This is a genomic window from Escherichia sp. WS1451 (assembly GCF_046487365.1).
Lineage (GTDB): Bacteria > Pseudomonadota > Gammaproteobacteria > Enterobacterales > Enterobacteriaceae > Escherichia > Escherichia coli.
The window spans coordinates 348,327-370,092 of sequence record NZ_JBJQJP010000001.1 but is presented as its reverse complement, the minus strand read 5'-3'; the positions used below and the strand labels follow the sequence as shown (position 1 = coordinate 370,092).

Annotated in this window: 21 protein-coding genes; 4 read left to right on the top strand and 17 right to left on the bottom strand. The window is 51.9% G+C overall.

What is annotated here, in order from left to right; genetic code table 11:
- Positions 1-12: 12 nt before the first annotated feature.
- The 14 genes from ptsG to yceD form a co-directional block, all read right to left on the bottom strand.
- A complete protein-coding gene (gene ptsG / locus ACJHX7_RS01800) occupies positions 13-1,446 on the bottom strand; it encodes a PTS glucose transporter subunit IIBC (protein WP_000475719.1) in 1,434 nt (477 codons plus the stop codon).
- 294 nt (positions 1,447-1,740) lie between these two features.
- Positions 1,741-2,538 carry a metal-dependent hydrolase gene (locus tag ACJHX7_RS01795; RefSeq protein WP_000480245.1) on the bottom strand — a complete coding sequence of 266 codons (798 nt, stop codon included), beginning with the start codon at positions 2,536-2,538 and terminating at the stop codon, positions 1,741-1,743.
- Positions 2,539-2,548: 10 nt separating this feature from the next.
- Positions 2,549-3,553, bottom strand: a complete 1,005-nt coding sequence (gene holB / locus ACJHX7_RS01790; RefSeq protein WP_001267967.1) for a DNA polymerase III subunit delta' — start codon at positions 3,551-3,553, stop codon at positions 2,549-2,551.
- Positions 3,550-4,191 (bottom strand): dTMP kinase, encoded by a 642-nt coding sequence (gene tmk, locus ACJHX7_RS01785; RefSeq protein WP_001257007.1) that lies wholly within the window; start codon positions 4,189-4,191, stop codon positions 3,550-3,552. The genes holB and tmk overlap by 4 nt, the downstream gene beginning before the upstream one ends.
- Positions 4,181-5,203 carry a cell division protein YceG gene (gene yceG / locus ACJHX7_RS01780; protein ID WP_000756838.1) on the bottom strand — a complete coding sequence of 341 codons (1,023 nt, stop codon included), beginning with the start codon at positions 5,201-5,203 and terminating at the stop codon, positions 4,181-4,183. The genes tmk and yceG overlap by 11 nt, the downstream gene beginning before the upstream one ends.
- A gap of 2 nt (positions 5,204-5,205) precedes the next feature.
- A complete protein-coding gene (pabC, locus tag ACJHX7_RS01775) occupies positions 5,206-6,015 on the bottom strand; it encodes an aminodeoxychorismate lyase (protein WP_000478679.1) in 810 nt (269 codons plus the stop codon).
- Between the two features lie 119 nt (positions 6,016-6,134).
- Positions 6,135-7,376 (bottom strand): beta-ketoacyl-ACP synthase II, encoded by a 1,242-nt coding sequence (gene fabF / locus ACJHX7_RS01770; protein WP_000044679.1) that lies wholly within the window; start codon positions 7,374-7,376, stop codon positions 6,135-6,137.
- An 87-nt stretch (positions 7,377-7,463) separates the two neighbouring features.
- Entirely contained in the window at positions 7,464-7,700 is a 237-nt protein-coding gene (gene acpP / locus ACJHX7_RS01765) for an acyl carrier protein (RefSeq protein ID WP_000103754.1), read from the bottom strand.
- A 210-nt stretch (positions 7,701-7,910) separates the two neighbouring features.
- The gene (gene fabG, locus ACJHX7_RS01760; protein ID WP_001008535.1) at positions 7,911-8,645 is read right to left on the bottom strand and encodes a 3-oxoacyl-ACP reductase FabG; all 735 of its coding nucleotides are present in this window, start codon (positions 8,643-8,645) and stop codon (positions 7,911-7,913) included.
- A 12-nt stretch (positions 8,646-8,657) separates the two neighbouring features.
- Positions 8,658-9,587 (bottom strand): ACP S-malonyltransferase, encoded by a 930-nt coding sequence (fabD, locus tag ACJHX7_RS01755; RefSeq protein ID WP_000191372.1) that lies wholly within the window; start codon positions 9,585-9,587, stop codon positions 8,658-8,660.
- A 15-nt stretch (positions 9,588-9,602) separates the two neighbouring features.
- The gene (fabH, locus tag ACJHX7_RS01750; RefSeq protein ID WP_000288132.1) at positions 9,603-10,556 is read right to left on the bottom strand and encodes a beta-ketoacyl-ACP synthase III; all 954 of its coding nucleotides are present in this window, start codon (positions 10,554-10,556) and stop codon (positions 9,603-9,605) included.
- A gap of 67 nt (positions 10,557-10,623) precedes the next feature.
- The gene (gene plsX, locus ACJHX7_RS01745; RefSeq protein WP_000197578.1) at positions 10,624-11,694 is read right to left on the bottom strand and encodes a phosphate acyltransferase PlsX; all 1,071 of its coding nucleotides are present in this window, start codon (positions 11,692-11,694) and stop codon (positions 10,624-10,626) included.
- An 80-nt stretch (positions 11,695-11,774) separates the two neighbouring features.
- Entirely contained in the window at positions 11,775-11,948 is a 174-nt protein-coding gene (gene rpmF / locus ACJHX7_RS01740; RefSeq protein ID WP_000290727.1) for a 50S ribosomal protein L32, read from the bottom strand.
- A 51-nt stretch (positions 11,949-11,999) separates the two neighbouring features.
- Positions 12,000-12,521: a 23S rRNA accumulation protein YceD gene (gene yceD, locus ACJHX7_RS01735; protein ID WP_001174481.1), complete on the bottom strand. Its 522-nt coding sequence runs from the start codon at positions 12,519-12,521 to the stop codon at positions 12,000-12,002.
- A gap of 198 nt (positions 12,522-12,719) precedes the next feature.
- Here yceD and yceF point away from each other — a divergent pair, with 198 nt between their 5' ends.
- Positions 12,720-13,304: a 7-methyl-GTP pyrophosphatase gene (gene yceF / locus ACJHX7_RS01730; RefSeq protein WP_001125202.1), complete on the top strand. Its 585-nt coding sequence runs from the start codon at positions 12,720-12,722 to the stop codon at positions 13,302-13,304.
- Between the two features lie 111 nt (positions 13,305-13,415).
- On the opposite strand, the gene rluC is transcribed toward yceF, so the two are convergent.
- Positions 13,416-14,375 carry a 23S rRNA pseudouridine(955/2504/2580) synthase RluC gene (rluC, locus tag ACJHX7_RS01725; RefSeq protein ID WP_000846342.1) on the bottom strand — a complete coding sequence of 320 codons (960 nt, stop codon included), beginning with the start codon at positions 14,373-14,375 and terminating at the stop codon, positions 13,416-13,418.
- A gap of 572 nt (positions 14,376-14,947) precedes the next feature.
- Here rluC and rne point away from each other — a divergent pair.
- The 3 genes from rne to ACJHX7_RS01710 all read left to right on the top strand — a co-directional run bounded on the left by rne (position 14,948) and on the right by ACJHX7_RS01710 (position 19,051).
- Positions 14,948-18,133 carry a ribonuclease E gene (gene rne, locus ACJHX7_RS01720; protein ID WP_077516769.1) on the top strand — a complete coding sequence of 1,062 codons (3,186 nt, stop codon included), beginning with the start codon at positions 14,948-14,950 and terminating at the stop codon, positions 18,131-18,133.
- Between the two features lie 133 nt (positions 18,134-18,266).
- Positions 18,267-18,560: a DUF1778 domain-containing protein gene (locus tag ACJHX7_RS01715; RefSeq protein WP_001110446.1), complete on the top strand. Its 294-nt coding sequence runs from the start codon at positions 18,267-18,269 to the stop codon at positions 18,558-18,560.
- A complete protein-coding gene (locus ACJHX7_RS01710; protein WP_000613626.1) occupies positions 18,557-19,051 on the top strand; it encodes a GNAT family N-acetyltransferase in 495 nt (164 codons plus the stop codon). Before ACJHX7_RS01715 ends, ACJHX7_RS01710 begins: the two co-directional genes overlap by 4 nt.
- A gap of 94 nt (positions 19,052-19,145) precedes the next feature.
- Here the strand turns inward: ACJHX7_RS01710 and flgL are convergent, their stop codons facing one another.
- Both flgL and flgK read right to left on the bottom strand, forming a co-directional pair.
- Positions 19,146-20,099: a flagellar hook-associated protein FlgL gene (gene flgL / locus ACJHX7_RS01705; RefSeq protein WP_001212763.1), complete on the bottom strand. Its 954-nt coding sequence runs from the start codon at positions 20,097-20,099 to the stop codon at positions 19,146-19,148.
- A gap of 11 nt (positions 20,100-20,110) precedes the next feature.
- On the bottom strand, positions 20,111-21,754 hold the full coding sequence (gene flgK / locus ACJHX7_RS01700; RefSeq protein WP_094029801.1) for a flagellar hook-associated protein FlgK: 1,644 nt from the start codon (positions 21,752-21,754) through the stop codon (positions 20,111-20,113).
- Positions 21,755-21,766: the final 12 nt, after the last annotated feature.

Below are 21,766 nucleotides of genomic sequence, written 5' to 3'. Positions count from 1 at the left end.
ACGTCTTACGGATTAGTGGTTACGGATGTACTCATCCATCTCGGTTTTCAGGTTATCGGATTTAGTACCGAAAATCGCCTGAACACCAGAACCAGCAACCACTACGCCCGCTGCGCCCAGTTTCTTCAGGCCAGCCTGATCCACTTTAGACACATCAGCAACGCTGACGCGCAGACGGGTAATACATGCGTCGAGGTTAGTAATGTTTTCTTTACCACCAAATGCAGCAACCAGAGCCGGTGCCATTTCGCTGGTACCTGTCGCTTTTGCATCTTCAGTCGCATCTTCACGACCCGGCGTTTTCAGATCCAGTGCTTTAATCAGCACGCGGAAGATGGTGTAGTAAACAATCGCATAACCGATACCGACGATCGGGAACAGCCACAGTTTGCTGCTGTTACCAGACAGAACGATGAAGTCGATCAGACCGTGCGAGAACGACGTACCGTCACGCATCCCCAAAAGAATACAGATTGGGAATGCCAGGCCTGCCAGAATCGCGTGGATGATGTACAGGATCGGCGCAACGAACATGAAGGAGAACTCGATCGGCTCGGTGATACCGGTCAGGAACGAGGTCAGCGCCGCGGAGATCATAATACCGCCCACTTTCGCGCGGTTTTCTGGTTTAGCAGAGTGCCAGATAGCAATTGCGGCAGCTGGCAGACCGTACATTTTGAACAGGAAGCCACCAGACAGTTTACCCGCAGTCGGGTCACCCGCCATATAACGCGGAATGTCGCCGTGGAAAACCTGACCTGCTGCGTTAGTGTATTCACCAATTTGCATCTGGAAAGGTACGTTCCAGATGTGGTGCAGACCAAACGGTACCAGGCAACGTTCGATGAAACCGTAAATGCCAAACGCAACTACCGGGTTCTGGTAAGCAGCCCACTGAGAGAAGGTCTGGATTGCAGAACCAATCGGCGGCCAAATGAAGGACAGCACAACGCCAGTAAAGATGGCAGCCAGGCCAGAAATGATCGGCACAAAGCGTTTACCGGCAAAGAAGCCAAGATACTCAGGCAGCTTAATACGGTAGAAACGGTTAAACATATACGCTGCAATCGCACCGGAGATAATCCCTCCGAGTACGCCAGTATCCGCCAGGTGTTTAGAGGCGATTTCTTCAGCAGGTAAATGCAGTACCAGTGGCGCAACCACGGCCATGGTTTTAACCATGATGCCATAGGCAACAACTGCGGCCAGCGCGGATACGCCATCGTTATTGGTAAAGCCGAGGGCGACACCGATCGCAAAAATCAGTGGCATGTTTGCAAAGACGGAACCGCCTGCTTCTGCCATAACATGCGATACAACGGCGGGCAGCCAGCTGAAATTCGCGGAACCGACGCCCAGCAGAATACCTGCGATAGGCAGTACGGATACCGGCAGCATCAGCGATTTACCGACCTTTTGCAGGTTAGCAAATGCATTCTTAAACATAATTGAGAGTGCTCCTGAGTATGGGTGCTTTTTTTACGTTCTCACGCGTGGCAAGGGGGGAGAGCCTCGCCGTGTACAGGGCATCTAAGCGCCCTTTATTTATTACACAGAGTAAAATAATTCAGTGCCGATTTGTTTGACGGCTATCACGTTTCAACTTCAGATCATTGGAGAAGTTGCACATTTTGACAAAACATATGTCACAATATTTCAAACGTGGTTATTCACCGCCCAATTTTCGGCGGTGAACTTTACTCGTTTTAGCCATTAATTACGAGCTTTAAAAAAACTCATTCAACGGATGGATTGAAGGCGGGAAGCGTCGATGTGAAACAGACGGGCGAAGTTATCGGTGGTTACCTGCGCCAGTTCTTCAACGGCAACACCTTTCAACACAGCCATGTATTCTGCAACGTCACGAACCATCGCAGGTTGATTCTCTTTTCCTCGATGCGGTACCGGCGCAAGGTAAGGTGAGTCAGTTTCCACCAGTAACCGATCCAGGGGGACATAACGCGCAGCATCGCGCAGTTGCTCCGCATTACGGAAGGTCACAATGCCGGAAAAGGAGATGTAAAATCCGAGATCCAGTAATTTACCCGCCGTTTCTCTGTCCTCTGTAAAACAGTGTAGTACGCCACCGCAATCCGTCACTTTTTCTTCGCGCAGAATTGCCAGCGTATCGGCGCGGGCGTCACGGGTGTGGACGATAACCGGCTTGTTCAGTTCACGACCAATCTGGATATGATGGATGAAGGACTCTTGCTGACGTACTTTAGTTTCAGGCGTGTAATAATAATCCAGCCCGGTTTCACCCAGCGCTACAACGCCCTCTTCTGCCGCCAGACGACGTAAATCTTCTACATCGTAGGGATCATTCTGGTTGAGTGGATGCACGCCACAAGAAAATACGACGTTGTCGCGTTCGCCTACCAGATCCCGCATGTGTAAATAACCCGGTAATGTTGTGGCGACTGCCAGACAAAATTTCACATCGCGTGCGGCGGCTTTCGCCAGAACGTCATCCACGTCCTTATGCAAAGATTCATAATCCAGACCATCGAGATGGCAGTGTGAGTCGACTAAAAACATGATGTCTCTCTTAAAGATGAGGAACCGGTAGCACAACGCCCGGTTGCAGGTAATGCTCAATACGCAGTAAAAGATCGGTGATGAGAAGCTCGCGGTTAATACCTGTGACAGACATTAACTGTTCACGAATGTGGCAAACATCCCCCAGTATAGCCTGCAGGCGCGAGGGAGATAGATGGTTTGCCAGTTCGACGACCAGGCCCGGCACATCAACATTGGTCACCTGCGCAGCGCCATGATGGCGTTTTAGCGCATCCATCAGCAACGTTGCCAGCCAGTGTAAACGCGCCGGAGCTTGTTCATGATTAAGGGCCGCTAGCAGCGAATACCAGTCGCCCGATGGCACGCTATATGCCAACGCCTGACACAATGTTTCACGAGCCTGCCAGTTATCTCCCTGAAACAACGCCAGTGCCGCGCCAGGCGAACCGGCGCTTAAGCGCAATGCGGCAAGTAATGCATCCTGTGACATTGTCACTTCGCGTGAAAGCCAGGTCACGGCGTACTGTTCCGGCGGCGGCGCAAGGTAATGTAACCGACAACGACTACGTAATGTTGCCAGTAAACGTTCAGGCTCGCGGGTAGCCAGGAAAAACCAGGTTTCTGCTGGTGGCTCTTCAAGCGTTTTCAGCAATGCGTTAGCCGCGGCGTCGGTCAGTAAGGCAGCATCGGTTACCCAGACAACTTTCGCACCACCTAAACGTGCGTGCTCATTTAACTTTTCGGTGACTTCACGTACCGCATCAATGCCCAGCGCATTTTTCCCTTTCTCGGGAGCCAGGGTGTAATAATCGGGATGCGTACCAGCCTGCATCAACTGACATCCACGACAGTGACCGCAACTTTTGTGGCCCTGCGGTTGTTGGCAGAGTAAATAACGGCTCAGGGCGTAGATTAAAGCATCCTCGCCCATACCCGGTAACGCCTGAATGAGTAGCGCATGGTGACCTCTTCCGGCCTGATAGCTGGCTACCAGTTTTTCGAAATCAGGTCGTAACCATGGATACCATCTCATGCGTCCAACTCCTTCACCCAATTGGTCACGGTAGTGCGGATTGCATCCATCACGGACTCCAGCGGCTGGGTGGCATCAATGGTATGAATGCTTTTATCTTGTGCTGCCAGTTCCAGATAGCGGGCGCGGGTGCGATTAAAGAAATCGAAAGACTCTTGCTCAATACGATCCAGCTCGCCGCGAGCACGCGCACGTTTTAAGCCAACTTCCGGGGTAACATCGAGATAGAGCGTTAAGTCGGGGCGAAAATCCCCGAGAACAGCATCACGCAATGTTGCCAGCATATGTTGGTCAATACCACGTCCGCCGCCCTGATACGCCTGAGTGGAGAGATCGTGGCGATCGCCAATCACCCAAGTGCCGTTAGCCAGCGCTGGTTTGATGACCGTTTCTACCAGTTGAACGCGCGCGGCATAAAACATCAGAACTTCGGCTTTATCGGTAATGACTTCATCGCCTACCGATTTGATATCCAGCACCAGGCTTCTTAACTTTTCGGCAAGTTGCGTACCGCCAGGTTCCCGAGTGAAAACCATGTCGCGGATACCCAGTTGCTCGAGCGTCTCAACCACCACGTTACGCGCGGTAGTTTTGCCTGCGCCTTCCAGCCCCTCAATGACGATATACTTACTGCGCATTTTTTTCCTTAAGCACTTTCAGATAATCCTGCACAGACTTGTTATGACTGGCAAGATTGGTATTAAACGTGTGACCACCTTTACCATCGGCCACAAAATAGAGATACGGCGTTTTTGCCGGATGCGCAGCAGCCTTCAGCGAATCCGCCCCCGGCGTAGCTATTGCACCTGGCGGCAAACCGGTAATGGTATAGGTGTTATACGCTGTCGGCGTTTCCAGGTCTGCACGAGAAAGTTTGCCATTATAACGCTCTCCCATCCCGTAAATCACGGTCGGGTCGGTCTGCAGGCGCATACCAATGCGTAACCGGTTGATAAATACCGAGGCAACCTGATCGCGTTCACTGGCAACGGCGGTTTCTTTTTCGATAATTGATGCCATCGTCACCAGCTGGTTTTTATCTTTATAGGGCAGACCGTCCGCACGCCCTTCCCAGGCGCTATCGACCGCTTTCACCATTTTCTTGTGCGCTCGCTTGAGTAACGCGACATCGGTGGTATTGGCGGTATACATCCAGGTGTCTGGCCAGAACCAACCTTCAATCCACTCTGGGTTTTCCAGTTCAAGTGCCTGCGCTACGGTGGCGTACTTATCGTCGCTCAGCGTATGCTTGATATACGGGGCCTCACGCAATTGCTTGAGGTAATCGCTCAGACGCATCCCTTCTACCAGTCGCAGAGGGAACTGTGCTTCTTTACCGCTTTCCAGCAATTTCAGCATCTCGCGCACGGTCATCTGCGGTGTAAAGCGGTAAGTCCCGGCTTTAAAGTGAGAAAGATCCGGTTCGATACGCAGCAGCCATTGAAAAACCCGTGGGCGATTGATGATCTTATCGGCATAAAGCTGTTCACCTAGCGCCAGACGTCCGGTCCCTGGCTTCAGGGTAAATATCGTCTCTTCTTTGATAAGCAATTTGCTGTCGGCAAGATGGCGAACCTTCCAGACGCCCACACCAGCGGCGATACCCAGTACCACCAGCAATAACAAGATAATCAATAACACTTTTTTCATGACTAATTCGGGCGCTCACAAAGTGGGGCTAAATATTCATATAACGTTGCTGACGAAAAGGAGACATCGCCACAGGCACGTACGGGCATCACTGGCATTAACGCATTACAAATAACCATCTCATCTGCCTGCAACGCCTCCTCCAGCGAGGCTTGCACTTCGACAAGCTGATAAGAGGATTGTGCCAGTAAACGGATACAGAATTGTCGCATAATGCCGTTAACACCTGCCTGATCCAGTCGCGGCGTATAAACTACGTTGCCCTTCCGCCAGAACAAATTAGCCGCACAGCATTCCGTAACCCACCCTTCGCTGTCAAGGACCAGCGCCTCATCAGCGTTTGTCTGCTCAAGATGAGAGCGGATCAATACTTGCTCAAGCCGATTAAGATGTTTAATACCTGCAAGATGAGGATTGCGCCCCAGCCGCACCGGGCTTAGCGCCAACGTCATCCCCTCGTTACGCAAACGGTCGTAATGTGCGGGATAAACCGTAACGGAGAGAATCCGCGTTGCCGGTCCGCTGTTCAATGTGCTGTATCCTCGCCCGCCACTACCGCGACTGATCACCACTTTCAGCACACCATTTTGCTGTTCTGCTGCCAGCGTTTTCATCTCTAGTTCAAGCTGAGGCCAGAAGTCACAGGAAATCATCAACCGCTGACAAGCATCCTGTAGTCGCTGGATATGCGCCGATAACAAACTGACTTTACCGTCGATAACTCTGGCGGTGGTAAAACAACCATCACCAAACTGCGTTGCCCGATCGCTTACTGCCAGCGATTCCTGCTTATGACCGTTAATTAAGAACATACCGGCTCCTTATCAGAGAATTGTTAGTGTGGCAGCATGTTCACTACGGAACAAGTCGGAATAAAAGCTAAGAAAAAAGGCCCGCAAGCGGACCTTTTATAAGGGTGGGAAATGACAACTTAGATCTTTTTAAAGATCAAAGAACCATTAGTGCCACCGAAGCCGAAGGAGTTACACAGCGTGTATTCCATTCCGCTTACCTGGCGCGCTTCGTGCGGTACGAAATCCAGATCGCAACCTTCATCCGGGTTATCCAGGTTGATGGTTGGCGGAACAGCCTGATCGCGCAGCGCCAGGATGGAGTAGATAGATTCTACTGCACCCGCCGCACCTAACAGGTGACCGGTCATAGATTTCGTGGAGCTTACCAACACACGGCTTGCAGCTTCACCGAAGATGGTTTTCACCGCCTGCGCTTCAGCTTTATCGCCAGCCGGCGTAGAAGTACCGTGCGCGTTAACGTAGCCAATCTGACTCGCTTCAATGCCTGCATCACGCAGAGCATTTGCCATCGCCAGAGCTGCGCCTGCGCCATTTTCTGGCGGTGACGTCATATGATAAGCATCGCTGCTCATACCAAAGCCGACGAGTTCAGCGTAAATTTTCGCACCGCGTTTTTTCGCGTGTTCGTACTCTTCAAGTACCAGCATACCGGCACCATCGCCCAGTACGAAACCATCACGCTCTTTATCCCACGGGCGGCTCGCCGCTTGCGGGTTATCATTGCGGGTAGATAATGCACGTGCCGCGCCAAAACCACCAACGCCCAGCGGCGTACTGGCTTTCTCTGCGCCACCTGCAACCATCACGTCAGCATCGCCATACGCGATAATACGCGCAGCATGGCCAATGTTGTGCACGCCGGAAGTACAGGCGGTCGCGATAGAGATGCTTGGGCCACGCAGGCCATACATGATAGTCAGATGACCTGCCACCATGTTCACAATCGTTGACGGAACGAAGAATGGGCTGATCTTACGTGGACCACCGTTCATCAGAGATGTGTGGTTTTCTTCGATCAGTCCGAGGCCGCCAATCCCGGAGCCAATTGCGGCACCAATGCGGGTTGCGTTCTCTTCCGTTATTTCAAGGCCAGAATCCTGCATGGCCTGAACGCCAGCGACAATTCCATATTGAATGAAGGCATCCATCTTGCGCTGTTCTTTGCGCGAGATAATGTCCTCACAGTTAAAATCCTTTACTAAGCCAGCAAATTTCGTTGCATAGGCGCTAGTATCGAAATGGTCGATTAGGCTGATGCCACTCTGACCGGCAAGCAGAGCTTTCCAGGTAGACTCTACGGTATTGCCGACAGGAGACAACATGCCCAGTCCGGTCACAACTACACGACGCTTAGACACGTTTGTCCTCCAGGGAGGGAAAAAATGATTCTAGTGGGACAAAAAGATAAAACTCAGGCGGTCGAACGACCGCCTGGAGATGTTCACTTACGCCTGGTGGCCGTTGATGTAATCAATGGCAGCCTGAACGGTGGTGATTTTCTCAGCTTCTTCGTCCGGAATCTCAGTATCAAACTCTTCTTCCAGAGCCATTACCAGCTCAACGGTGTCAAGAGAATCCGCGCCCAGGTCTTCAACGAAAGAAGCATTGTTGGTAACTTCTTCCTGCTTAACGCCCAGCTGTTCGCCGATAATTTTCTTAACGCGTTCTTCGATAGTGCTCATACTCTTAAATTTCCTATCAAAACTCGCTTTCGCGATGGTTTTCGTAGTGTATAAAATGTTGAAAAATTTGCAACTAAATCCCGGCAGGTCTTACCACGATTTTACGTTATTTTGAGGCCTTACCCCCCAATAACGCAAATCATTTTGCACTAATTATTACTCATAACCACGCAGACTGCGCGCAACATGAGCATTTTGTGCAAATCGCGGTCAGACCATGTACATCCCGCCGTTCACATGCAAAGTTTCACCCGTGATGTAAGCTGCTTCGTCGGATGCCAGGAATGCAACCGCGTTGGCGATTTCCTGTGCGCCGCCGAGGCGACCCGCAGGAACCTGCGCCAGGATACCCGCACGCTGGTCATCGCTCAGCGCACGTGTCATGTCCGTTTCAATAAAGCCCGGAGCAACAACGTTTACAGTAATACCGCGTGACGCAACTTCGCGCGCCAGTGATTTACTGAAGCCGATCAAGCCCGCTTTCGCCGCAGCGTAGTTGGCCTGACCGCCATTTCCCATGGTACCAACCACAGAACCGATAGTGATAATACGACCATGACGCTTTTTCATCATAGCGCGCATTACCGCTTTTGACAGACGGAAAACAGATGAAAGGTTGGTTTCGATAATATCGTTCCACTCTTCATCTTTCATTCGCATTAACAGGTTATCACGAGTGATACCGGCATTATTGACCAGGATATCCACTTCACCAAATTCTGCGCGAATTTTTTCCAGAACAGATTCGATAGATGCCGGGTCGGTCACATTCAACATCAGACCTTTGCCGTTGGCACCTAAATAATCACTGATCGCCTGAGCGCCATTTTCACTGGTCGCTGTGCCAATAACTTTCGCGCCACGGGCTGCGAGCGTTTCAGCAATTGCGCGGCCAATTCCGCGGCTTGCACCGGTTACCAGTGCGATTTTTCCTTCAAAATTCATGATTTTCCTCTTTTAAAGCTCGAGCGCCGCTGCCATCGCTGAAGGTTCGTTCAGCGCCGAGGCGGTCAGGGTGTCGACAATGCGTTTCGTCAGGCCAGTAAGCACTTTGCCCGGGCCGACTTCATAGAGATGTTCTACGCCTTGCGCTGCCATGTATTCAACAGACTTCGTCCACTGAACCGGGTTATACAACTGACGTACCAGTGCGTCACGGATGGCATCACCATTGGTTTCGCATTTCACATCAACGTTATTCACAACAGGAACTGTTGGTGCGTTAAAGGTGATTTTCGCTAATTCTACTGCCAGTTTGTCGGCTGCTGGTTTCATCAGCGCACAGTGAGACGGTACGCTCACTGGTAACGGTAGAGCGCGTTTTGCGCCCGCAGCTTTACAGGCAGCGCCAGCACGCTCAACTGCTTCTTTATGACCGGCAATAACCACCTGTCCCGGAGAGTTAAAGTTTACCGGAGAAACGACCTGACCTTCTGCAGCTTCTTCACACGCTTTCGCAATAGACGCATCATCCAGACCGATGATTGCCGCCATAGCGCCCGTTCCTTCCGGTACGGCTTCTTGCATAAACTTACCGCGCATCTCAACCAGACGCACCGCATCAGCGAAATCAATCACGCCAGCGCATACCAGCGCGGAGTATTCCCCCAGGCTGTGACCGGCCATCATTGCCGGTGCTTTACCGCCCTGCTGCTGCCATACGCGATACAGCGCAACAGATGCAGTCAACAGCGCTGGCTGGGTTTGCCAGGTTTTATTCAGTTCTTCAGCTGGCCCCTGCTGGGTCAGCGCCCACAGGTCGTAGCCCAGCGCCGCAGAAGCTTCAGCAAACGTTTCTTCGACAATTGGATAGCTCGCCGCCATATCAGCCAGCATTCCAACGGTTTGAGAACCCTGTCCAGGGAACACAAATGCAAATTGCGTCATGTTTTAATCCTTATCCTAGAAACGAACCAGCGCGGAGCCCCAGGTGAATCCACCGCCAAAGGCTTCAAGCAGAACCAACTGCCCCGGCTTAATGCGCCCGTCGCGTACAGCTTCATCCAGAGCGCACGGGACAGAGGCCGCAGAGGTATTACCGTGGCGATCCAGCGTCACCACGACATTGTCCATCGACATACCGAGTTTTTTCGCCGTTGCACTGATAATACGCAGGTTAGCCTGATGCGGAACCAGCCAGTCCAGTTGAGAACGGTCAAGATTATTCGCCGCCAGCGTCTCATCAACGATGTGCGCCAGTTCTGTTACCGCAACCTTGAAGACTTCGTTGCCCGCCATCGTCAGATGAATTGAATTCTCTGGATTCACACGGTCAGCATTAGGCAGCGTCAGCAACTCACCATAGCTACCGTCGGCATGCAGATGGGTGGAGATGATTCCCGGCTCTTCAGAGGCAGCCAGCACCGCAGCGCCCGCGCCATCGCCAAAAATAATAATAGTCCCACGATCGGTTGGATCGCAGGTGCGCGCCAGTACATCGGAACCGACGACCAGAGCATACTTCACCGCCCCAGATTTCACGTATTGATCGGCTACGCTTAATGCATAGGTGAAACCTGCGCAGGCTGCTGCAACGTCAAATGCCGGGCAACCTTTAATGCCCAGCATGCTTTGAATCTGACAAGCGGCGCTCGGGAAAGCGTGCGTCGCAGAAGTCGTTGCCACAACGATCAGGCCAATCTGGTCTTTCTCAATACCCGCCATCTCAATTGCGCGTGTCGCCGCTTCAAAGCCCATGGTTGAAACGGTTTCGTTTGGCGCGGCAATGTGGCGTTCGCGGATACCGGTACGAGTGACAATCCACTCGTCAGAGGTGTCCACCATTTTTTCCAAATCGGCGTTTGTCCGCACTTGTTCGGGCAGATAGCTGCCAGTACCAATAATCTTCGTATACATGTACGCTCAGTCACTTTTCGGTTATATACCGTCACTTGCAAACTGCGAGTTCGCTGGCAGCGTCCTGCTACCGCAGAGTTCCGCTTTTGCCACCGTCCAGCAGCTCAAAACCAGCTGGGTATACAGATTCCAGGCGAGCGGCAATTCGCTGAGGAACTTGTCGCTGCACCGCCTGCACTGCCTGTTCAATCGCGACCGCAAAAGCTCGCTGATTGGCTGCACCATGACTTTTTATCACCGTGCCGCGCAATCCTAACAGACAGGCGCCGTTATACTGGTCGGGGTTGAGGTGACTGAATCGCCTCGTCAGGCTCTTTTGTAGCCAACGCTTTAATAACAGTAGCCACCACGACCGTTTTTTCCCTTCACCCTGAGATTTCAGCAGAGAAAGGAACATCCTGACAACACCTTCCATCGTCTTTAATGTGACATTTCCTGTAAAGCCGTCACAAACCAGCACATCTGTCTTGCCAGTTAACAACTCATTGGCTTCAAGATAGCCGATATAATTGATAGAAGGGATTGTTTTAAGCACCGCTGAGGCATCCCGAATACTGTCGAGACCCTTTACTTCTTCTTCACCAATATTGAGCAACGCCACGCGAGGATTAGGAATTTCCACCACCTCTTCAGCCAGAACTGAGCCCATAATGGCAAATTGCACCAACATTGTACTGTCACAATCGACGTTGGCCCCTAAATCGAGGACCACCGTTTTGCCCTTTTGCTGATGCGGTAATACCGTCACCAGCGCCGGACGCTCAATCCCCTCCAGGGGCTTGAGTAATAATTTTGCCAGCCCCATCAGCGCCCCGGTATTACCGGCACTGACACAGGCTTGCGCTCGCCCCTCTTTCACCAGCTCCAGGGCCACGCGCATTGAACTCCCACGACTGGCGCGGATAGCTTGCGAAGGCCGGGCATCACTGGCGATAACTGACTGCGCAGGAATAATCTGCAGACGCGAACGTTGTTCAAAGTCAGCTTTAGCAAGTAATGGCGTGATGGCGTCGGGATTGCCGACTAAAAGAAGAGTGAGTTGCGAATTAGAATTCAGTGCCTGCAATGCTGCAGGCACTGTCACGGAAGGGCCAAAATCCCCTCCCATGACATCTAACGCCAGGGTTAGACGTGTCAAGGTATCGTCGCCGCCCGGTTTGGTCTTTCCCCAGTTGCCTGGGGAAAATCCTCACTAAGCTTCATCACGCAGACGCGTGATTACTTAGCGATGACCTTGCGGCCGCGGTAGTAACCGTCGGCAGTGATGTGGTGACGCAGGTGTTTTTCACCAGAAGTTTTGTCTACAGACAGGCTGGTGACTGCGGTCAGCGCGTCATGGGAACGACGCATGCCACGTTTGGAACGGGTTGGTTTATTCTGTTGTACGGCCATGGACCTTACTCCTCAATTACGGTTTATCCCCGATCCAACGGGGAGCACCAATTACTTACGCTTTAAGCTGGCTAATACGGCAAATGGGTTTGGCTTTTGCGCTTCTTCAGGCAGTTCACCAAAGACCATGTCCGCTTCGGACACTTCACAGTGTTCAGAATCATGCACCGGAACTACCGGCAAGGCGAGGATGATTTCATCTTCAACCATTGCAAGCAGATCGATTTCACCGAATTCGTTAACCTCAATCGGTTCATACGCTTCCGGCAGTGCTTCAGCCTGTTCGTCTGAACGCACAGGACTAAAACAATACGTTGTGTAGACCTGATGAGTAAACGGCTTCCCGCAACGCTGACACTCGAGCGTTACCGTCACCTTCGCATCGCCGTTTAACACTGCGAGACGTTGGTTATCGATAGCGAACGACATGGAGCATTCCACATCACTGTCCACACTGACTACGGATTCGGCGACGCGCTCAACCTGATCAGGAGTATAGATACCCTGGTAATCAAGGCGTTTTTGAGCCGTACGAACCGGATCGAGAGTCAGGGGTAATTTTACCTTTTGCATAGGGCGCGCATATTAACTTTGTAACGTCATAGAGTCAAAGAAAAAGGCAGCCTGTGGTTGCCTTTTGCCAATAATTCGCACACATTGCGGGTTACTGCTTTATTTTCGTTCAGTGCTGATAACGAACATCAACCTGCAAAACGAAGCGCATAGTTTAAAATGGCTATCATCAATACGCTATATCTGATGGAAAAAAATATGCCTAAACTTATTTTAGCCTCCACTTCGCCCTGGCGTCGCGCTCTTCTGGAAAAACTGCAAATCTCTTTTGAATGTGCAGCACCAGAGGTCGACGAAACCCCACGCAGCGACGAATCACCGCGACAGTTGGTGCTTCGACTGGCACAAGAAAAAGCGCAATCTCTGGCGTCACGTTATCCGGATCATTTAATTATTGGTTCAGACCAGGTATGTGTTCTTGATGGCGAAATCACCGGTAAACCGTTAACGGAAGAAAATGCCCGTCTGCAATTACGCAAAGCCAGCGGCAATATCGTCACCTTCTATACTGGACTGGCGTTGTTTAATTCGGCGAATGGGCATCTGCAAACAGAAGTGGAGCCTTTTGACGTCCATTTCCGTCACCTGAGCGAGGCGGAGATTGATAATTACGTGCGTAAGGAGCATCCCCTGCACTGCGCGGGTAGCTTTAAGAGTGAAGGATTTGGCATTACGCTGTTTGAGCGTTTAGAGGGGCGAGACCCTAACACGCTGGTTGGTTTACCGCTAATCGCGCTGTGTCAGATGTTACGTCGGGAAGGGAAAAACCCGCTGATGGGATAGTTGTTTGCGCCGGATGCGGTTACGTCGCATCCGGCAATCGGTGCTGGCGGCCTGATGCGGCGTGAACGCCTTATCAGGCCAACCGCCCATTATCATGCTTATATGCTCGTATTAGCGCGCGTTACGCAGTTTTTGCAAACAACGCTTCAAACCATCATCCATCGGCGCTTCGATACGCATCACCTCTCCGGTCCCCGGATGGGTAAACTTCAACGCTGCGGCGTGCAGGAACAGACGATTTAATCCCGTGCCGGCTTCAGTGAGCTGTCTGTCAAATTCACGGTCACCGTAGCGATCGTCAAAGGCAATCGGATGACCCGCATATTGTGTATGCACACGGATCTGATGAGTACGCCCTGTTACCGGGCTACAACGCACCAGGGTGGCAAATGCATAGCGTTCTTCCACTTTAAAGCGTGTTTCCGACGGTTTGCCTTCCTGACTCACACGCACAATACGTTCGCCGCTTTGCAGAATATTTTTCAATAACGGCGCTTGAACGCTCTTCACATGCGACTGCCACTGACCGCGCACCAGCGCCAGGTAATCTTTTTGCATCCCTTTTTCACGTAATTGCTCATGCAGAGAACGCAACGCCGAACGTTTTTTCGCTACCAGCAACACACCTGAAGTGTCCCGGTCGAGACGATGAACCAGTTCAAGGAACCGCGCTTCCGGGCGCAACGCCCGCAAACCTTCGATAACGCCGAAGCTTAAACCACTGCCGCCATGTACCGCCGTACCGGAAGGTTTATTCAGCACCAGGATATGGTCATCTTCATATAAGATGACGTCCGCCAGCGCTGCCACCTTTTGCAGATGTGGCGAAACCGCCTCTTCTTCCCGTTCAGCAACGCGAACCGGTGGGATACGTACCTCATCACCCGCTTCGAGTTTATATTCAGGCTTAATACGTTTTTTGTTCACCCGCACTTCGCCTTTACGCAAAATACGGTAAATCATACTTTTTGGTACACCTTTCAATTGGGTACGCAAAAAGTTATCGATACGTTGCCCCGCTTCGTCAGCGGTGATAGCAACAATTTTTACGGATGGAGTCTCTGTTTTCATGGTGGGCGATTCTAATTAGCCAACAGGATTCGCGCCACTCATTTTTCTATGCTTATATTTAGTTTTGCACCTTATTACTTCACTACGTGATCACTTTATTGATGGTTATTAAACCAATCACCAGCAAGAAGTGAAAAAACTGTGAGTAAGCGGGTGATAAATGGTAAAAGTCATCTTGCTATAACAAGGCTTGCAGTGGAATAATGAGGCCGTTTCCGTGTCCATCCTTGTTAAAACAAGAAATTTTACGGAATAACCCATTTTGCCCGACCGATCATCCACGCAGCAATGGCGTAAGACGTATTGATCTTTCAGGCAGTTAGCGGGCTGCGGGTTGCAGTCCTTACCGGTAGATGGAAATATTTCTGGAGAGTAATACCCAGTCTGTTTCTTTGATAATTGCGCTGTTTTTCCGCATGAAAAACGGGCAACCGACACTCTGCGCCTCTTTGAGCTGACGATAACCGTGAGGTTGGCGACGCGACTAGACACGAGGCCATCGGTTCACACCCGGAAAGGCGTTACTTTGCCCGCAGCTTAGTCGTCAATGTAAGAATAATGAGTAAGTTACGATGAAAAGAATGTTAATCAACGCAACTCAGCAGGAAGAGTTGCGCGTTGCCCTTGTAGATGGGCAGCGTCTGTATGACCTGGATATCGAAAGTCCAGGGCACGAGCAGAAAAAGGCAAACATCTACAAAGGTAAAATCACCCGCATTGAACCGAGTCTGGAAGCTGCTTTTGTTGATTACGGCGCTGAACGTCACGGTTTCCTCCCACTAAAAGAAATTGCCCGCGAATATTTCCCTGCTAACTACAGTGCTCATGGTCGTCCCAACATTAAAGATGTGTTGCGTGAAGGTCAGGAAGTCATTGTTCAGATCGATAAAGAAGAGCGCGGCAACAAAGGCGCGGCATTAACCACCTTTATCAGTCTGGCGGGTAGCTATCTGGTTCTGATGCCGAACAACCCGCGCGCGGGTGGCATTTCTCGTCGTATCGAAGGCGACGACCGTACCGAATTAAAAGAAGCACTGGCAAGCCTTGAACTGCCGGAAGGCATGGGGCTTATCGTGCGCACCGCTGGCGTCGGCAAATCTGCTGAGGCGCTGCAATGGGATTTAAGCTTCCGTCTGAAACACTGGGAAGCCATCAAAAAAGCCGCTGAAAGCCGCCCGGCTCCGTTCCTGATTCATCAGGAGAGCAACGTAATCGTTCGCGCATTCCGCGATTACTTACGTCAGGACATCGGCGAAATCCTTATCGATAACCCGAAAGTGCTCGAACTGGCACGCCAGCATATCGCTGCATTAGGTCGCCCGGATTTCAGCAGCAAAATCAAACTGTACACCGGCGAGATCCCGCTGTTCAGCCACTACCAGATCGAGTCACAGATTGAGTCCGCCTTCCAGCGTGAAGTTCGTCTGCCATCCGGTGGTTCCATTGTTATCGACAGCACCGAAGCGTTAACCGCCATCGACATCAACTCCGCACGCGCGACCCGCGGCGGCGATATCGAAGAAACCGCGTTTAACACCAACCTCGAAGCTGCCGATGAGATTGCTCGTCAGCTGCGCCTGCGTGACCTCGGCGGCCTGATTGTTATCGACTTCATCGACATGACGCCAGTACGCCACCAGCGTGCGGTAGAAAATCGTCTGCGTGAAGCGGTGCGTCAGGACCGTGCGCGTATTCAAATCAGCCATATTTCTCGCTTTGGCCTGCTGGAAATGTCCCGTCAGCGTCTGAGCCCATCACTGGGTGAATCCAGCCATCACGTCTGCCCGCGCTGCTCCGGTACCGGTACCGTGCGTGACAACGAATCGTTGTCGCTCTCTATTCTGCGTCTGATCGAAGAAGAAGCGCTGAAAGAGAACACTCAGGAAGTTCACGCCATTGTTCCTGTGCCAATCGCGTCTTACCTGCTGAATGAAAAACGTTCTGCAGTGAATGCGATTGAAACTCGTCAGGACGGCGTGCGCTGTGTGATTGTGCCAAACGATCAGATGGAAACCCCGCACTACCATGTGCTGCGCGTGCGTAAAGGGGAAGAAACTCCAACCTTAAGCTACATGCTGCCGAAGCTGCATGAAGAAGCGATGGCGCTGCCGTCTGAAGAAGAGTTCGCTGAACGTAAGCGTCCGGAACAACCTGCGCTGGCAACCTTTGCCATGCCGGATGTGCCGCCAGCGCCAACCCCAGCTGAACCTGCCGCGCCTGTTGTAGCCCCAGCACCTAAAGCTGCAACGGCAACACCAGCATCTCCTGCACAACCAGGGTTGTTGAGCCGCTTCTTCGGCGCACTGAAAGCGCTGTTCAGCGGTGGTGAAGAAACCAAACCGGCCGAGCAACCAGCACCGAAAGCAGAAGCGAAACCGGAACGTCAACAGGATCGTCGCAAGCCTCGTCAGAACAACCGCCGTGACCGTAATGAGCGCCGCGACTCCCGTAGTGAACGTACAGAAGGCAGCGATAATCGCGAAGAAAACCGTCGTAATCGTCGCCAAGCACAGCAGCAGACTGTCGAGACGCGTGAGAGCCGTCAGCAGGCTGAGGTAACGGAAAAAGCGCGTACCACCGACGAGCAGCAAGCGCCGCGTCGTGAACGTAGCCGCCGCCGTAACGATGATAAACGTCAGGCGCAACAAGAAGCGAAGGCGCTGAATGTTGAAGAGCAATCTGTTCAGGAAACCGAACAGGAAGAACGTGTACGTCCGGTTCAGCCGCGTCGTAAACAGCGTCAGCTCAATCAGAAAGTGCGTTACGAGCAAAGCGTAGCCGAAGAAGCGGTAGTCGCACCGGTGGTTGAAGAAACTGTCGCTGCCGAACCAATTGTTCAGGAAGCGCCAGCTCCACGCACAGAACTGGTGAAAGTCCCGCTGCCAGTCGTAGCGCAAGCTGCACCAGAACAGCAAGAAGAGAACAATGCCGATAACCGTGACAACGGTGGCATGCCGCGTCGTTCTCGCCGCTCGCCTCGTCACCTGCGCGTGAGTGGTCAGCGTCGTCGTCGCTATCGTGACGAGCGTTATCCAACCCAATCGCCAATGCCGTTGACCGTAGCGTGCGCATCTCCGGAACTGGCCTCTGGCAAAGTCTGGATCCGCTATCCAATTGTACGTCCGCAAGATGTACAGGTCGAAGAGCAGCGCGAACAGGAAGAAGTACAAGTGCAGCCGATGGTGACTGAGGTCCCTGTCGCCGCCGCTGTCGAACCTGTTGTTAGCGCACCGGTTGTTGAAGAAGTGGCTGAAGTTGTAGAAGCCCCCGTTCAGGTTGCCGAACCGCAACTGGAAGTGGCTGAAACGACGCATCCTGAAGTAATTGCCGCCGCGGTAACTGAACAGCCGCAGGTGATTACCGAGTCTGATGTTGCCGTAGCCCAGGAAGTTGCAGAACACGCAGAACCGGTGGTTGAACCGCAGGAAGAGACGGCTGATATTGAAGAAGTTGCCGAAACTGCTGAGGTTGTGGTTGCTGAACCTGAAGTTGTTGCTCAACCTGCCGCGCCAGTCGTCGCTGAAGTCGCAGCAGAAGTTGAAACGGTAGCCGCGGTTGAACCAGAGATCACCGTTGAGCATAACCACGCTACCGCGCCAATGACGCGCGCTCCGGCACCGGAATATGTTCCGGAGGCACCGCGTCACAGTGACTGGCAGCGCCCTACTTTTGCCTTCGAAGGCAAAGGTGCCGCAGGTGGTCATACGGCAACGCATCATGCCTCTGCCGCTCCTGCGCGTCCGCAACCTGTTGAGTAATAATTAGCTCAAGTAATCAAGCCCTGGTAACTGCCAGGGCTTTTTTATTTCAGGGGTAGCATCTTTGCTGTAATGACATTAGCGTTACATGTGCTGTATAATTATCATCCACGCAAAGCCGAAGGATATATTTATGCCAGCAGCCAATAACATTCCAGCCAGGCGCGAATCTTTAAACTTGCGCATAAAACCCGCAGAACGCGATCTTATTGACCGGGCCGCTAAAGCCCGAGGAAAAAATCGCACCGAATTTGTCCTTGAGGCCGCCAGAGCCGCAGCTGAAGAGGCGCTCATTGAGCAGAGAATTTTCAGGATCGATTCTGATGATTACCAGCTATTTTTGAATCGTCTGGATCAGCCCCCCGCGCCCAATGCTGCATTACGCAAAACCATGCAAACACCCGCGCCGTGGGAGCAAAAAAAATGATTCAGGCCCCCGAGCCACTCATGGCAAGGCATCAATTCACCTCTTTTTGCTCGGGAGTAGAAACGATGGATAACTGGCTAAAGCAGAGAGCCCTAAAAAATCAGCTTGCCGGCGCATCACGTACATTTGTTAGCTGTGATACGTATAGCAACGTTTTGGCATATTATTCGCTTGCTTCCAGCGCCGTTGAAACGTATGTCGCGACAGGACGATTTCGCCGAAATATGCCAGAACCGATCCCTGTTGTAGTACTTGGTCGTCTGGCAATAGATAAATCATTACAGGGTCAGGGCATCGGTCGTGCGATGGTCAGAGATGCCGGTCTACGAGTACTACAGGCGGCTGAAGTCATTGGTATTCGCGGAATGTTGGTCCATGCGTTATCAGACCAGGCCCGTGAGTTTTATCTGCGAGTGGGGTTTGAACCATCGCCTGTCGATTCTATGATACTGATGGCAACATTGGCTGATTTGCAGGAATGTCTTAAATAGTTCGTTATGTCTCATGCAAAAAAATGCCCGCCCCGGCGATCCCAGAGCAGGCAGACAAAACATACCCAGTTTCATGATATGTTTTAAAGCGAAATTATTTGTTGAGCTGGAAGAGCGACAATCCCTGCATATCGGTAAATGCTTTATACGACGCCTGCAATGCCGTTTGCTGCATGATGTAAGATGAAATAGTTGCATTCCAGTCCACATCAACCAGATCGCTCATCTGCTGCGTTTGCCCTAAAGCGCGATCGCTACCTAATGAATCCAGCGACTCCAGTTCGTTCAGCTGCGTGCCTAATTCCGCGCGAACAGTCAGCACATTGTTCAGCGAGTTTTTCAGTCCGCGGTTGGTTTTATCCAGTGCCGCAGCGGCGGTTTCTTTATCCGCTTCGCTATCCGCGACCGGCGTTTTCAGGGCTGCGATGGCGCTATCCAGCATGGCAAAAAGATTGGTTTCAGAAGCGCTACCGTCTGGTTCCGCTACCGCGTTGCTGGTAATACTGTCGAAAATTTTGTCCCCCGTGTGCCCTATCACCATCGAACGCGAAGCATCGACCTGTTGTTTAATACTTTCTGCTCCGCCTTCGTATTTGCCATCCACCTCGCTAAACGGTGCGGATTCTGTTTTATAACCGGCAAAAATGTAGCGCCCGTTACCGTCAGTGGTGTTCGCCAGATTCAGCAACTGGTCACGAAGCCCCTGAATATCCGTAGCCAGCGAGGCCCGGTCATCGTCACTCAAGGTGCCATTGCTGGCGTAGACAATTTTTTCCTGAGCATTCTGGATAGCAGTGGTGACCTGGCTAAGTACACTCTCTTCCAGTGACACTTTTTGAGTGGCGAAAGTACGCGCCAGCGTGTACTGGCTGTTTTGCGCCTGTGCCTGGGAGAGAACAACAGCTTGTGATGCAGCAATGGGATCATCTGAAGGGTTAACGACTCGCTTACCCGTCGACATCTGTTCACCGTACTTCATCCATTCTGCCTGAGAATTGGTGATGCCGCGCATGTTTTGCTGGTACATCATCTGGGTACTGAAACGCATTTTATCTCCCCTTAGCGAATGTTAATCAGCGCATCAAAAATCGCGTTTGCCGTCTGCAGAACCTGCGCATTCGCCAGATAATACTGCTGAAAACGTTGCAGATTTCCGTACTCCTCATCGAGATTGACACCGGAAATCGACTGCTGCTGATTGGAAAGCTGCGTCACCACATTACCTTGCGTGGCGCTACTGGTTTTCAACGTCGCGGTTTTATTACCGATATCACTCACTAACGAGGCATAAGCGTCGTTAAAGGATTTCGCACCGCCCACCGTTTTACTGTTGCTTTGCAGATCCAGCAGGGCCTGACCGTTGCGGTTGTCGCTATCACCCACATCTTCTTCGCTCGCCATGGCGATTTTCGCTTCGTCAGTGATTAATACATCCATGTTGACGATGGCGTCACTTACCGGTTTCAACGTGAAGCTGTCGTTAACGGCAGGCGTTCCTGTAAACGTCAACTCCAGACCATCAAATGCCACTTTACCGTTGGCATCCGGCGTCACCGTAAAAGTGGTATTGCTGGCAAGGCGGGTGACCTGCCACTGATTATTATCGAACGAGATTTTGTAATCTGTCGCCAGTACCGCGGAGGCATCAGTTACCGTTGCACCGATCGCAACGTCACCTTTGTTTTTCGTGTTTTGCAGAACCGCGGGCTTACCGATAGCAAAGAAATCTTCACCGGCATCGCCGTTAGCATCAAATCCGGCTTTGTGTTGGGTGTTGAAAGCCTCGGCAAATGCCAGCGCCAGTTGTCCGAGCGTATTACGCGTCTGGTCCAGATCCTGAGAACGGAATGTCAGAATGCCGCCCAGCGACCCGGTATTCAGCAATTTCTCCGGGATCTCAATATTGCCAGCCGTCCCATCAATATAAGCGACAGTCGTACGAGAAGGGTCGGCGCTGGAAGGAACTGCCGCCAGCTGCCGCGCCGTACTTCCCTGAACCAGTGAGTAGCCATTGGCCATCGTGATGTTATAAGTGCCACCATCCTGAACGCTGACTTCTACGCCAACAATCTGGTTTAATTCGCTCACCAGTTGATCGCGTTGATCCAGCAGATTGTTAGGTGACGCCCCTGCCCCCACGCCTGTCAGGCGGGAGATCTGATCGTTCAGGCTGGCGATTTGTTTAGCGTAATTGTTGATCTGATCAACGCTGGCACCTATCGCGATATTGACCTGTTTGTCCTGGTCGCGCAGATATTGATCGGTGGTTTTAAACTGATTCACCAACCCTTCTGATTTCCCAATCAGCGCCTGGCGCGCTGCCGGGTCTTCCGCGTTACTCACCAGCGTTTGCAGGCTGGTGAAGAAATCCTGCATCTGTGTTGCCAACGAAGAGGTACTGGTGGAGAGCATATTGTCGATTTTCGACATCTGCTCATAGCGGGCAGTCAGGCCGCTACTTTGCGTCTGCGCAGCACGTAACTGGTTGGTAATAAACGCATCATACTCACGCTGCACACCAGAAACGTAGACGCCATTGCCAACCCAGCCGCCAGCGCCCAACGTGCTATTGGCCTGCGCCATAATAGTGGTTTGGCGGGTATATCCGGCAACGTTATAGCTGGAGATATTATTACTTGCCGTATTTAACGCCGCCTGGGCCGCGTTCAGTCCGCTCATGGCGTTATTGATCAAGCTGGACATGGAGGTTCCTTA